The organism is Pollutimonas nitritireducens, assembly GCF_002849615.1.
GTDB classification, from domain to species: Bacteria; Pseudomonadota; Gammaproteobacteria; order Burkholderiales; family Burkholderiaceae_B; genus Pollutimonas; species Pollutimonas nitritireducens.
Window position 1 is genome coordinate 156881 of record NZ_PDNV01000007.1, and the last position, 13169, is coordinate 170049.

The 13169-nt window shown below is 56.4% G+C and carries 11 protein-coding genes; 8 read left to right on the forward strand and 3 right to left on the reverse strand.

Annotated features, from left to right (window positions below; genetic code table 11):
• Positions 1-87 precede the first annotated feature (87 nt).
• From CR155_RS12155 to CR155_RS12170, 4 genes are all read left to right on the forward strand, one after another.
• Positions 88-1416, forward strand: a complete 1329-nt coding sequence (locus CR155_RS12155) for a 3'-5' exonuclease (protein ID WP_102070299.1) — start codon at positions 88-90, stop codon at positions 1414-1416.
• Between the two features lie 481 nt (positions 1417-1897).
• Positions 1898-2290: a hypothetical protein gene (locus tag CR155_RS12160; RefSeq protein WP_102070300.1), complete on the forward strand. Its 393-nt coding sequence runs from the start codon at positions 1898-1900 to the stop codon at positions 2288-2290.
• A gap of 207 nt (positions 2291-2497) precedes the next feature.
• The gene (locus CR155_RS12165; protein ID WP_102070301.1) at positions 2498-2797 is read left to right on the forward strand and encodes a hypothetical protein; all 300 of its coding nucleotides are present in this window, start codon (positions 2498-2500) and stop codon (positions 2795-2797) included.
• Between the two features lie 42 nt (positions 2798-2839).
• The gene (locus CR155_RS12170; protein WP_233214210.1) at positions 2840-3943 is read left to right on the forward strand and encodes an acyltransferase family protein; all 1104 of its coding nucleotides are present in this window, start codon (positions 2840-2842) and stop codon (positions 3941-3943) included.
• 241 nt (positions 3944-4184) lie between these two features.
• Here the strand turns inward: CR155_RS12170 and CR155_RS12175 are convergent, their stop codons facing one another.
• Together CR155_RS12175 and CR155_RS12180 are read right to left on the reverse strand one after the other, a co-directional pair.
• Positions 4185-4721 carry a DUF2058 domain-containing protein gene (locus tag CR155_RS12175; RefSeq protein ID WP_102070302.1) on the reverse strand — a complete coding sequence of 179 codons (537 nt, stop codon included), beginning with the start codon at positions 4719-4721 and terminating at the stop codon, positions 4185-4187.
• A gap of 109 nt (positions 4722-4830) precedes the next feature.
• Positions 4831-7410: a cation-translocating P-type ATPase gene (locus CR155_RS12180; protein ID WP_102070303.1), complete on the reverse strand. Its 2580-nt coding sequence runs from the start codon at positions 7408-7410 to the stop codon at positions 4831-4833.
• A 190-nt stretch (positions 7411-7600) separates the two neighbouring features.
• Here CR155_RS12180 and CR155_RS12185 point away from each other — a divergent pair, with 190 nt between their 5' ends.
• On the forward strand, positions 7601-9265 hold the full coding sequence (locus CR155_RS12185) for a L,D-transpeptidase family protein (RefSeq protein ID WP_233214215.1): 1665 nt from the start codon (positions 7601-7603) through the stop codon (positions 9263-9265).
• Between the two features lie 65 nt (positions 9266-9330).
• A complete protein-coding gene (gene mepK, locus CR155_RS12190; protein WP_102070305.1) occupies positions 9331-9894 on the forward strand; it encodes a peptidoglycan L,D-endopeptidase MepK in 564 nt (187 codons plus the stop codon).
• 102 nt (positions 9895-9996) lie between these two features.
• Here the strand turns inward: mepK and CR155_RS12195 are convergent, their stop codons facing one another.
• Positions 9997-11574, reverse strand: a complete 1578-nt coding sequence (locus CR155_RS12195; protein ID WP_199171748.1) for a hypothetical protein — start codon at positions 11572-11574, stop codon at positions 9997-9999.
• A 108-nt stretch (positions 11575-11682) separates the two neighbouring features.
• On the opposite strand from CR155_RS12195, the gene blaOXA reads away from it, so the two are divergent.
• Both blaOXA and CR155_RS12205 read left to right on the forward strand, forming a co-directional pair.
• The gene (gene blaOXA, locus CR155_RS12200) at positions 11683-12516 is read left to right on the forward strand and encodes a class D beta-lactamase (RefSeq protein WP_102070306.1); all 834 of its coding nucleotides are present in this window, start codon (positions 11683-11685) and stop codon (positions 12514-12516) included.
• Positions 12517-12812: 296 nt separating this feature from the next.
• Positions 12813-13169 (forward strand): c-type cytochrome, encoded by a 357-nt coding sequence (locus CR155_RS12205; RefSeq protein WP_233214216.1) that lies wholly within the window; start codon positions 12813-12815, stop codon positions 13167-13169.

Consider the following 13169-nt stretch of genomic DNA (forward strand, 5'->3'; position numbering starts at 1 on the left):
ATCTGCACACTCAATGGTCAGGCCACAAGATTATGGGCGGACTCTCCTAGCCAGACAATTTCAAAAACAATGTTCAGGAGATACTTAATGTTTGAGGTGCTGCGCAACCTGTTTCGTCGTTGGACAACAACGCCGGCTGCCGTAGCCACAACGTTGGGTACTCCGACCCCGAACCTAACTCCCGATGCTTCCCCCTCGACTAATTCGGTAGCCCCCATCTTTCTGGATACCGAAACGACGGGATTGAATAGGGATGGTACAGATGAAGTTTTGGAGATTGCCATCGTCGATGCTGGCGGTACCGCGTTGCTTAATACGCTGGTTCGCCCCGTGCGGAATACCGCTTGGCCTAAAGCCCAGGCAATTCATGGCATCAGCCCCCAAGATGTGGCCAACGCCCCAACTTGGATCGAGCTGCTGCCTAAGATCGCCGCCATCTGCGCTGATAAAACGGTCGTATTCTATAACGCCCCATTCGATATGAGCTTCTTCCCAACTGACTTCTTCTCATCTGTCGCCTGTGCCATGCGCGGGTATAGCGACCTTAATCCTAATCGTAACTCCTGGGTGAAGCTCTCAGATTCTGCTGCCCAAACGGGATATGTTTCAACGGGCGCATACCACCGTGCGCTCGAGGATGCTTTCGCCTGCCGCCACATCTGGCTATTCGGCATTCCGAATCTGGAAAAGGCATATCCGCCAATGAACGATCCGCGAATCACTGCCGAACTGTCCTTGGATACAGGTATGCGTCTGCCTCTGATGTTCAATGCGCTGTTTCAAGAGGAACTTCGGTTTGTGACCGTTGATGACCGCTGCAGTTTATGGACTAAAGACGACCGCGAGGAAATCAATGTCTATCGTGCGCGCACCATGGGCGGCAGCGGCAAGATCGCAACTCTATCCAAAGCGGACAACCCGAAGCTGGCCAACCGGATGGCGGCGGGCGACAAGATCGAGTTACGGCTTAGAGAACGTAGCAACGATGTACTGATGTTCGATGTCTTTAGCCAGAACCTAAAAAAGAGTGAGAGCGCGGCGCTACCCGGTACACCACTAAACTTCTCGACCATCGATGAGGACATTTTCGAATGCTTCATTGCTAGTCGCTCTGGCATGTGCAGCGCCATCGGAGAATGGGAAGATTTTTACAGAGTGGAAGCCGAAATTGGCCGGATATGCAAGGACCATGGGGGGCGCTACTACAAAACGAAAGCCAAAGGTGCGAAGTTTGCAATAATCTTCAATCCCCATTTCCATAGTGCCGAAGCGGTCTGGAGCCTGCAACAGGATGGCTATAAAGTCACTACGTTCGACCGGGTCGTCAATCATTTTGGTCTTACGCACCTATGGGATTGCTCACGCTACTCGGCGCATGTCAACACTCTGAAAAACTATGTGGACGACCCCATGTAACAGACCGCAAATCGGTGAGTCCGCTTTGCGATGGGGCGATGAACGATGAGTCAGGCGAGTTCGCTTTGGACGAACTTCCGCCTCGGACCGAACGAGGAAGCATAGTGAGCTTCAAGGCCCGGTAGAATTAAACGCTGGTTTGCGGTGTAATCCGGCACCTCGCCACTTTCGAATAGCTTGGCGGACTATAGACCAACAACGTCCTCGCACACGCGCATCGGTACGCCAGCCGCGGCTTCGTTATGGCAGTCGACTTCGGCCAAAAAACACTCAGTGAGCATGTTTGAAGTGCATCCCCATCTCAAACCGCATATTCAATTTCGAGCGTGATATTGGGACCAGTCCAATCACTACTCCCGGACGTTTCCCCATAAGAGATAACAAACAACTGCGATTTGCATACATTGAATTGGCCCGACGTCGTTGCCAGTCCTCAATTATTTTATGTCGTATACTGAATCAAATTGATACTGGAGGCGGAATGCAGTCACTTTTATATAAAAATTTGGCCATATTCGCTGTCGTAGTCAGCGTCTCCGGCTGTGCTACTTGGACCACCGGCAATGTAGCGCAGAACGATAGGCAGCGAGCCGTGTCACACGAGAAGACTCCACCTGCCAGCATCGTCTTAACGGAAGGTGACATCACTGATCGCCAATACACATCGATTGGCGATATCAGTGTGACGGTAAATAAGACCACCGTCTTTCATGCAAATCCGACAAAGAAATTGGTCAACGAAAAACTCAAAGAGAAGGCCGCCGGGCTGGGAGCTGACGCAGTTATCCTTGTGCGCTATGGCGAAGGCGGAATCAGCTTCATGAGTTGGGGCAGCCTCGAGGGGAAAGGTCGTGCGATCAAATTTGCTCCGTAGTCTAGCCGTGTGCATCATTTTCCTTTCTTTTGCCGGCTGCGCAACGTCAGCGCCGCCGCTTCCTCCCGAGAAAGTTATATAGGCCATCTGGGCGCGGGAGGCAGGCATCTACCTATCATAAATAGTTTTTCGTACAGCGTTAAATGGAGTTTGCAGAAGGTATCGCGGACCCGAAAGGCTTGGCAATGACCTCTATCAAGGTAAAACATGAGGGACTATCAAGATTTTTGCGAGATGCACGGCGGCTCGACGAGCGATCCAGACTTTTTGAATAAGTGGTTAATCAAAGAGGAGGAGCATGAAAGGTTACTGGAGAAGCACAAAGTTTCAGCTAAAGAACTGGAGCAGTTTGTCCAATACGTTGGAATTTCCCAAGAGGGTTCATTTACTGAGCTCAAGCATGTGAATAACTATATATCCGAGAACGGCCTTTGGGAAAAGTTTCCTGATATCAGATCACTAAACGATCATGGCGACTACACCAACATACCGGGGATACTACCCTGATTCTACAAAGTAGTCTGTGGATTCTAGGAGGAGACAGACACTTTGCAGAAGACTCGCCTACCCGTCATCGATGCCATGAAAGGCTTAGGCTGCATGGCTATCGTGTTCCATCATCTGGCGTTTTATGGGCCGATGTCAGACGTAGTGCATGCGGCTGCGCCGCATCTGATTGACTGGTTGTTCAATTATGCCCGCCTGGCCGTGCAAATGTTTTTTGTGTTGGCAGGGTACCTTGTCGCGGCCCAAATTGCGCCCGATGGAAAAGTTGCCGATATTTCCTCCTGGGCGTCACTCGTCTGGAAACGATACAAACGTCTGGTTGTTCCGTTCTTGTTTGCCGTGGTGTTGGCAACGTTGATCACAGCGCTGGTGCGTCCCTGGTTTCATCACTCATCACTTTCTGCACCTCCGGGGCTGATGCAACTGCTGGCGCACGCACTCTTGCTGCAAGATTTGCTGCACATGGAGGCTTTGTCTGCAGGCGTCTGGTATGTAGCCATTGATCTTCAACTGTTTGCTGCAACGGTGGCGTTGACGGCGCTGGCCGGCTATGCGCCACCGTCCTGGCGCGCAGGGCTTCCGATCTTGATTATCCTGCTTGCGGCAGTATCTTTATGGGGTATTAATCGCGAACCCGCCTACGAAGATTATGCCTTCTATTTTTTTGGAGCCTATGGCCTGGGAATGCTAGCCTACTGGTCCGGTCGCAACCTCGCATTGGGCAGCCTGGCACTGTTGGCGATGGGCGTAATCGCGCTCTGGCTGCAATATCGCAACTCGGTCGCCGTGGCGTTTGGAACGGCGCTACTGCTCAGTGCGATCGGGCGGAAAGATTCGCTGGAACGTTGGCCGAGCTCAAGGGTGTTAATCTGGCTTGGTCAGCGTTCCTATTCCATCTTCCTGATTCACTTCGGTATCTGCGTGGCATTTAATGCGGTCTGGCATGCGTTGTTTACGACCGGAGTCTGGATCAACGCATTTGGCATGCTGGCGGCAGCGCTCGCCTCTGTGGCGACCGGAGCACTGTTATACAGCCATGTGGAAAGCAAACGAAATGTCTTGGGATACAACAAAGCCACGACGGCGCTCGTCGCAATGATTACGATAGCCCTGATGATCGAGGCGCTGACCCAGCAACCGAGGTAAACGAGTCATCCTGACCTTGCAATGAGGCCGTGCCCAAAACCTAGGACAAGGTAGTCCAAACCGGTCGACTTCGGTGCATTCACTCTGAGAACCATTTCAGCATCAGTGCCCTGCCCCACCACCAGCATTCAAATTCCAACCTTAATCGTTGGGATTTTTTTTGCAGAAGGCCCTAATGGCGAGGGTTGGCGGTCGAGGACGCAACGCCTCTCTGAAGGCCTGCAGGCCTGCTGCCTATTGCTCACCACATCAAGTCATCCGGAATCTTGAACGCGGCATACGGATCGTCCTCATCGAGCTCGGTGCTGGCCTTGTTCACCCGTACGACCAGCGAAGGATCACGCTCGGCGATTTTATCCGCGACTATTCTGGGCACCAGCTCGGTCGCGCTGCCCAGACGGATAATCACAAGGCGCCCGGCTATTAAATGCGACTGGACTGCAGCTGACACATACAGCCGTTCAATCGTCTTGCCGTGGGTAAAATTGTAGGCGATGTCGCCGGCGCCCTTGCTCTGGCGGCTCTGCTGCACCATCTGTGCAATTTGGGCCATGATCGACTTTTGGTTCGCGGCGGCAACGCGCTGGGCATTAAGTTCTCGGGTGCGCTCGATATTCTTTTGTTGTGTTTCAAGCGCGGCCAACCTCGCCTCATCGATGCTTTGCGTTCCGGTTCGGCGTTCGACCTTCTTCTGCTTGCTTTTATCCTGGTGGGCCCGTTTCGCTTTGTTTTTATCGACCAGGCCTGCTTTCAAAAGCTGCTCTTGCAGCGAAACCATATAACTTGCTCCGTAGATAGTATTCAAGGATGACCGCTGATTCAGGTCTATGGCGTCCGAAAAGGTTACGCGGTCAGATTGTATAGGTTGCGGCCGCCATAGCTGGCATTTATCGGCCAGCAGGCTGGCGGCGCGCCGGGTATCCGGCCTTCAACGATATTTTCTGGACCAACGGCTTGCAGCCTTCGAGCACCAGCAACAAGCCGACGCCCAGGCCGACAGCCAACAGCATTTCGCGCCGGTCGATCGACCCGAATTTCAATAATTCTTGGGCCGCAGGCAGGAACAGGATTAGCGCGGTAACGCCCGCCACCGCCATGGCAACATAAGCGAGCGCCGCATTCTTGCGGGTGAGCGCGTCGCCTAGAGATGCCGTGAATGATCGATTGACCAGGATCAGTGCCACGATCTGGGCGATCAGTGCGAAGAAGATCAGCGCGCGCACTTCCACTTCCGGCATTCCTGACCAGGTTTTGACGAAAAAGACGGCAGCCAGCATGGAGAAGGCGACCGCGCCTTGTACGATGCTCCAGACGACCATCGGAATCGAGAACATCCGTTCGGCCGGATCACGCGGCTGCCGCTCCATGATATTGTCTTCCGCGGGCTCCGCCTCGAACACCAGCGAACAGACGGGGTCGATCACCATTTCGAGCAAGGCAATATGGATCGGACCCAGAAGGATGGGATAGCCGAAGAACAGAGGTAAAAGCGCCAGTCCGGCAATCGGCACATGCACGGCGAAAATGAACGCCATGGACTTTCGCATGTTGTCGTAGATTCGCCGGCCCAAGCGCACGGACTTGACGATGGACCCAAAATCATCGTCGAGCAGGACCATGGCGGAAGCTTCGCGTGCGACGTCGGTTCCGCGCCTGCCCATGGCGACGCCGATATGTGCCGCCTTGAGTGACGGCGCGTCGTTGACGCCATCGCCGGTCATTGCAACGACTTCGCCGCGGGCTTTGAATGCCTGAACGATGCGCAACTTCTGTTCCGGCATGATCCTCGCGAAGACCGTCACGGTCTTGAGGCGTTGCACAAGCTGTTCGTCGTCCAGCGCTTCGAGATCGGTACCGGTCAATACGTCGCCATCCGAGATGCCTGCCTGCATGGCGATCGATCGTGCCGTTGCCGCATGGTCGCCGGTGATCATCACGACGCGGATGCCGGCGCGCCGGCATTCGGCGATGGCCCCCGGGACGCTGGCACGCAACGGGTCGGCCAGCCCGACCAGGCCGGCCAGCGTATAAGCATAGTCCCGTTGAGATTCAGGCCAATTGCGGTCGGGCGCCGTAGCAGTCCCAACCGCCAACACGCGAATGCCGCGCGTAGCCATTTCCTCGACTGCATCCATTAGCTGCGTGGTTGCCTCCGGTGTAAGGTGGCACAGACCAGCTATCGCTTCTGGTGCGCCTTTGGCGCAAATCTTCAAGACCCCATCGTCATCCCATATGTTGGACATTGCCAGCAGATCGGGGCGCAGGCCATAAGTGTGGATCGGCCTGCCACTGAAGACACGCGCGCCCACGGCGGCGCTGTACGCGCTGTGCAAGGCGGTTTCCATGGGGTCGACCGGATCGACGGCGCTGGCCAGGGCCGCTGTTTCGATCAGGCTACGAGCGTTGCCGATAACCGGCGCTACACCATCCAGGACCACCTTCTCACCCGATGGAAGCCAGGCTTGCGCAAGCACCATCCGGTTCTCGGTGAGTGTTCCGGTCTTGTCGGTACAGAGCACTGTTGCCGATCCCAGGGTCTCGATGGCTGCCGCGCGCCGAGTAAGTACGCCGACCTTGCCGATCCGCCAGGCGCCCATCGCCATGAACACCGTCAGCACCACTGGAAACTCTTCTGGGAGCATCGACATCCCGACGGCAATTCCAGCCAGCATCGCCTCGAGCCATCCACCGCGCAATAGTCCGTATAGAAGCACAACCAGCAGTGCAACCAGCGTTCCGCCGATGGCGCACCAGGTAACGATTAAGGTTGTTTCGCGCCGCAGCCGGGGCACTTCAATGTCGAGCTTTGCAAGCGACTGGCCGATCTTGCCGATCTCGGTATTTCCACCGGTCGCCAGGACCAGGGCAACCCCGCTGCCGCGTACAACGAGCGCGCCGGAATATACATAGGGCTGGCCTTCGCCGCCGGGTCGCTGTCCTTCATGACGTTCGTCGTCGATGGCCGCAGGGGCCACCGCCTTGCCGACTGGCAAGGATTCTCCCGTCAGCAGGGATTCGTCGGCCTGCAGATCGACGGCGTCGACCAGTATCGCGTCGGCCGCAATGCGGTCGCCCTGTTCCAGAACGAGCAGATCGCCCCGCACGACTTCACGGCCCGCGATACGAATGCGTGCGCCGTCGCGGACGACGAGCGCGCGCGGCGAAGACAAGTCGCGCAACGATTCGAGCACGCGTTCGGTACGAACCTCCTGGAAAACAGTGATGGCGAGCGAAAAGCTTGCGAAGGCAAGCAAGATGATGGCCTCGGTACGGTCGCCCAGGAGCAAATAGGCGATACCACCGGCCAGCAGAAGCGCCAGCATTGGCTCGCGCAAGACTTCGAAGGCGACGCGAAAGACCGACCGCCTGCCTGCGCGTGGCAATTCGTTGGGGCCTTCGAGACGCAGCCGCTCGCTTGCCAGGCCGGTTGACAGGCCGTTATGCTGATTGCCAATGGTTCTCGTCATAAGACTGAAATCCTTGTGGGGAAGCCCGGTTCTCGGTGCTGGAACGGTCTTCGGCTGTCTCAGCCACTCGTTAGATGCGAATCTACGCATAAATGATAGAGCTGTCATCCTACTCTTTTCCCATCATGCAGCACTGTGCCACCACTATGCCCTATGCGACAATGACTCATCGTTCATCCACGAAAAACCTATGACGCCCTCAAATTGGAAACCAGCCCTACGCACAGTGTTGTGTAGCGCCATGCTGGCGCTTTTCACCTTTTCAACCGGTGCGCAGACCCCGAGTGGAATTCCTGGTACGAACGCAGCCGCGGTGGAAGCCCCAGGCATCATCCCGGGCGTCAACGTCACCAACCCCGATCTGTTCCAGGACGCGCAATTGCAGGAAGCATTAGTGCCATCGTGGTTCCAGCGCGGCAGACCTGGAGCGGATGCGGTTCTTGCCCTCAACACACTTGCCGACGCAGAGACCCACGGCCTGAATCCGCAGGATTATCACGTCGCCGAACTCTCGCGAGCTTTTGAGCAGGCCGCGAACGACCACGTAGAGCCGGCCATGGCGGCCAGGCTGGACGATCAGCTCACCGAAGCGCTTGGCCGTTATCTGCGCGACCTGCACCAAGGCCGGCTCAATCCGGAAATCCTCCAACATCGCTTCAAGGCCCCACCGCTCTCGACGTTCGACCCCAGAAGCATCATCGCCGAGGCCCGCACGGCCGGCCGGCTCGCGCAGGCCCTGAACGACGCGGCGCCTGAAGTGCCCATGTACGAATCGCTGCGCGCAACCATGAATGCCTATCGGGCCATGGGCCTGCCCCCTGCCTGGCAAAGGGACCTCCCTGCACCGCCCGCACGCTCGCTCAAGCCAGGCGAGGAATACACCGGGCTTGCCACCCTGGCCGCGCGCCTGATTGCATTAAGCGACCTGCCTCCTTCCACGATCGTTCCCACACGCTATGAGGGTGAACTGGTCGATGCGGTCCGGCGATTCCAGATCCGCCACGGACTGGACGGGGATGGCGTCATCGGCCCCACAACCCTGACCGAGCTTAATGTCACACCACCACAGCGCGTAAGGCAGATGGCGCTTACGCTAGAGCGCCTGCGCTGGACCCCGCTGCTTTACGGTCCGCGCATGATTGTGGTGAACGTTCCCGAATTCGTGTTGCGCGCCTACGAAACACAGGGCAATCGTGTGAGGCTTGACCTCGAGATGCGTGTCATCGTGGGTCGGGCATTGGACACGCGCACACCCATTTTTCTGGAAGACATGCGGTTCATCGAGTTCAGCCCCTATTGGAACGTACCTCGATCGATTGCGCGCAGCGAAACACTGCCGAGGTTGCGCCGCGACCCGTCGTACTTCACGCAACAGGGGTTCGAGTTTGTCGCGCAGGACGGCAAGACAGTGCATTCCCTGAGCAGTGCAGCGATCGACGCGGTCCAGCGCGGGGAATGGCGAATACGACAGCGCCCGGGCCCGCGCAATGCCCTGGGGGACATCAAGTTTATTTTCCCCAACGACCAGAATATCTATCTTCACCACACCCCGGCGCCACAGCTGTTTTCACGCGTGCGTCGCGACTTCAGCCACGGCTGCATCCGCATCGAGTCCCCAGTGCAACTCGCCCTGTTCGTGCTGCACGGCAACCCCGAATGGACGGAAATCCGGATAGACGAGGCGATGAAAGCCGGGAAATCTCGCACTATAAAGCTGGAGCAACCCATACCCGTGCTGATTGCCTACAGTACAGCCGTTGTCAAGAATGGTGGTAAAGTACATTTTTACCCCGACATCTATAAGCAGGATGCACGCCTTGAGCAGGCACTGCGCGATGTCGGCCGCGCCCATTAACGGTTCTTGCAGCATGTGTACGCTGCGCCGTACACACGGGTACGCGTATTTTTTCGGTATTGCCAATGACGACTTCCCGTTGCGCCGCGCGCCGACGTTTTTTGTCGGCCGCCTCGGGCCTGGCTGTTCTGGGCGCCATGCCCACCATAGCCCGGGCCACCTACCAGACCATATCCTCGTCCAGGAATCTGGCGATGGACCACACCCACACACGCGAAAAAATCGAGCTGATCTACGCCGTTGGCACCGACTATGTGCCTAAGGCGCTGACTGACCTCAGCCATTTCCTGCGCGATCACTATTCGGGGCACATTGGCAGGATGGACGCCGGACTCTATGACATCATGCACTCGCTACGCGCAGCGCTCAAGGTACAGACCTCGTTCGAAATCATTTCAGGATATCGTTCCCCAGAAACCAACGAGCGGCTGCGCACCACGCGGGGCGGCGGCGTTGCCCGGCGCAGTCTGCACATGGACGGGAAGGCAGTCGATCTACGCCTGCCCGGCGTCCCACTCGACGAACTGCGCGACGCCGCCTTGTCGCTCAAGGCGGGCGGCGTGGGCTATTACCCGGGCAGCAATTTTGTCCACGTTGATACCGGTCGCGTGCGCACCTGGCACGGGTAACACTGCCACGGCGGCATCCACTACGTCGCCCACGCATTCCTATGCCCGCTATTTTCACCCCTAACCGTACGTAGAAACTCGTAGCCTATCCTGCCGTGGCGGTTACAGGTTGCGAATTTCAGCGGGCAAACACTTCATACTTTCGCGAAAGAAGCGTCTCTCCGTAGGTCGGAGCTCGCTCATCATCCGTTCAAGACGATCAATTGCATCATAGGCCTGCTTGCATAAGCCATGTTCATACACGGAATACCATGCCGTCTCGAGCAACAAGTTAGCCAGTTGTAGCGGCGGATAACGAATGCGTGACGCGTCGATCTCTTCTATCGCGAACGCAGCGACGTTCGACCAGGCAGTGAACCCTTTGGCTTTCGAAAAAGACGACTGAAATGGCTGGACGGCATCCAGGGCGCTGGCCATCGTCAAGGGGCGCTGCGACTGGAAAGTCGCCAGATCCTTCGGTTGAAGGCAAGTGCAGTTGCCTCGCACGATACGAAGCAAAAAAATAATGTTCCATGCGGAGCCGCCGCCCACTCCAAAGCGGTCGCAAATCCACTCTGACAAGCTGATCCAGCGTACTGCCTGCAGCTGGACTGTCGTTTCGGTTTGAACACGCTCAGTATCCACCAGCTCGCTTTTCCAAAAGAGCCAGTTCGTAAAACCGATATTTGCCGCCACGTCTTGCGCCGCCTCGATCGAATCCGCTTCATAGGCAGCCTCCAGGGCGCCGGAAAGCGCAGTGATCGCCTCATCTGCCGCGATCAGACGTTCTCGCAAAGTCAGGTTTTTCTGACCGAGTGCACGTCCTTTACTTACTAGGGCCCACAGGTTCAGATACTCGAAACGCACTCGGGGGTTGTACCGAATCACCAATTGAAGGTTAGGCTCCAATAGTAACCTCTCGAGCTCCGCGTACGACGCATTCAAATCGCCGCGGCTGTAAAGATTCCACCCGCGCGCGATATGAGCCATGGCATAAAGCGTCGGCATTTCGCCGACGTCTTCGGGCTGCGCCAGCAGACGTTGCAGACGGTTGAGCGTAGCCTGGCTGCGACGCATATCACCCGTCTTGCGCCAGGCCAGGCTCTCCTTCAAGATGGCAAGGCGTCTCTGGAAATCGTTCTGCGCCGAATCTCTAGCCGAACGAAAATGTTCATTCAGCCGGTTGCTGACTTGCCCACCGAAGCCGTCTTGCGCAAGACGCAACGCTTGCGTCAGATGGCCCCAGTAGGCCACTTCGTCCATGATCTGGCCGACGCCCTTCCTCGCAGCAATTTCTGCAGCGGGCAGCCCAAGAAATATAGCTATGGATGCGAGGTCTGTCTCGACGCCTTCGACTTGAATGTGTATCCGGGGCAACGTTCCAGCGTCTATCCAAAACGGACCCTGGCTGCGACGTCGACGGTTCAGCAGGACAACACTGCACGAAACGTCTTGACCCCATCCGACAGCGATACCCCACTTCTCGAAATCGGAGAATGCCCTTGAAATCAACATTCTCCAGTTGGCCTTGCCGGGAAAGCGGGCACGCAACATCGACACTGGGAGGGCCGCCTTGCCACTTCTTTGGGCATGACATGTGGCTACCAGCAACCAGAGCGACTGATAACGCACGGCCGTTCCATTGACGCGCAGCGCCGGAGCGATCTCGATAGTTATTGAAGAATGAGCATCGGTAGTCATGTTATGTATGTTACGACATCGTGTTTTCACTTCCACGCCTGCGCAATTATTCTCGATCCTGCGACGAGCTCCCGCACTGTCATTCACCCATACATCTTAGGAATAAACATGAAAATTCTTCACCTCGCACGTGGGCTACTTGCTGCCTTTGGGATCGTGATGGCCTGCGCTGGGCACGCCGAGGCACCCGAAGCAAACCGGAACAGAGCCCATCTGGATCGCCTGTTTGCCGTGCAGGACGTTCAAGGTACCTTCGTGCTTTTCGATCCTCAGCGAAACACGTGGCTGTATCACAATCAGGCTCGAGCCAACACGCAATACCTGCCAGCATCGACATTCAAGATACCCAACAGCCTAATCGCGCTCGAGACCGGGGTCGCCAGCGGCCGCGACTTCGAGCTTGACTGGAATAGCGACAAGAACCCGCGACAATCCTGGTGGCCGACCACGTGGGCAAAGAAGAATACCCTTCATACGGCTTTGCAGCACTCCGTTGTTTGGTATTACCAAGAAATAGCACGGCGAGTGGGCCTGGATCGCATGCAATCATATGTGGATCAGTTTGACTACGGAAATCGCACCATCTCTGGCGGGATCGACCAATTCTGGCTCACTGGCGGTCTTCGAATTTCGGCCAAGGAACAAATTGATTTTCTCGAGCGCTTTTACTTCGGAAAACTAGGTGCATCGAAAAAATCCACCGCAGCCGTCAAGAACATGCTGATTCTTGAAGAGACGCCACAGTACCGCCTTAGCGGCAAATCGGGCTGGGCGGGACTGGGCGGAGTGGACCGACCGCAAACCGGCTGGCTGGTAGGCTATTTGGAGCGAGGCGAAGATGTGTACTTTTATGCGATGAACATCGACATCAAAAAGGGCGAAGACGCAATACAACGAATGGCGATCACCAAAGAAGTGTTCAAAAGCATGGCATTGATGTAAATCGATACGAGCATTTGTTCGCAGATGCTCCGCACATTCGCCTGATCCAACCAGACCGCCGTGTTGTTCCGCCCCCACGCTACTGGCGAGTCCATGCGCAGCGATCGCGTCGGGGATTACCCGCAATCAATTTTTTTAACTTTGAGTTATTTAATACGGATCAAGATTAGATATCAATATTTGGCAAATCGCACGGTTCATTACTTTTCATAATAAGCATGGATGAGAAAGGTCGTTTGAACTGTGATCCGTGCTCGGTACCATACGACGTATTACAAATTGAAAGTGGAATGTCCATGCGTACTGATTATCGTGTCCTGCGGGCCGCCGCCGCAGCAGCCATCGCGGCTGGATTCACGCTCCTGCCTGCGGCGTCGGCGCAATCGACCTTCGATGTCACCGTGCTGGCGGGCGCCTGTGTCAACTGTCATGGGACCGACGGCCGTTCACTTGGCGGCATACCCTCTATCGCGGGGCGGCCCGAAAGCATCCTTGCCAGCCAGCTGAGGGCCTTCAAGTCCGACAACCCGCCAACCAACACGACCATCATGAACCGCCTGGTCAAAGGCTTCAGCGACGACGAGCTTGCTGCGCTTGCGCGCCATTTCTCGCAGACCAAGACACAACCCCTATCCAGTAAGAAAGGCCTGTAA

Bases quoted from the DNA above. Each gene is read 5' to 3' on its own strand.
- CR155_RS12165 (WP_102070301.1), top strand. From the start codon at position 2,498: ATGAGGGACTATCAAGATTTTTGCGAGATGCACGGCGGCTCGACGAGC.
- CR155_RS12185 (WP_233214215.1), top strand. From the start codon at position 7,601: ATGACGCCCTCAAATTGGAAACCAGCCCTACGCACAGTGTTGTGTAGC.
- mepK (WP_102070305.1), top strand. From the start codon at position 9,331: ATGACGACTTCCCGTTGCGCCGCGCGCCGACGTTTTTTGTCGGCCGCC.
- CR155_RS12155 (WP_102070299.1), top strand. From the start codon at position 88: ATGTTTGAGGTGCTGCGCAACCTGTTTCGTCGTTGGACAACAACGCCG.
- CR155_RS12175 (WP_102070302.1), bottom strand. From the start codon at position 4,721: ATGGTTTCGCTGCAAGAGCAGCTTTTGAAAGCAGGCCTGGTCGATAAA.
- CR155_RS12180 (WP_102070303.1), bottom strand. From the start codon at position 7,410: ATGACGAGAACCATTGGCAATCAGCATAACGGCCTGTCAACCGGCCTG.
- blaOXA (WP_102070306.1), top strand. From the start codon at position 11,683: ATGAAAATTCTTCACCTCGCACGTGGGCTACTTGCTGCCTTTGGGATC.
- CR155_RS12160 (WP_102070300.1), top strand. From the start codon at position 1,898: ATGCAGTCACTTTTATATAAAAATTTGGCCATATTCGCTGTCGTAGTC.
- CR155_RS12195 (WP_199171748.1), bottom strand. From the start codon at position 11,574: ATGACTACCGATGCTCATTCTTCAATAACTATCGAGATCGCTCCGGCG.
- CR155_RS12205 (WP_233214216.1), top strand. From the start codon at position 12,813: ATGCGTACTGATTATCGTGTCCTGCGGGCCGCCGCCGCAGCAGCCATC.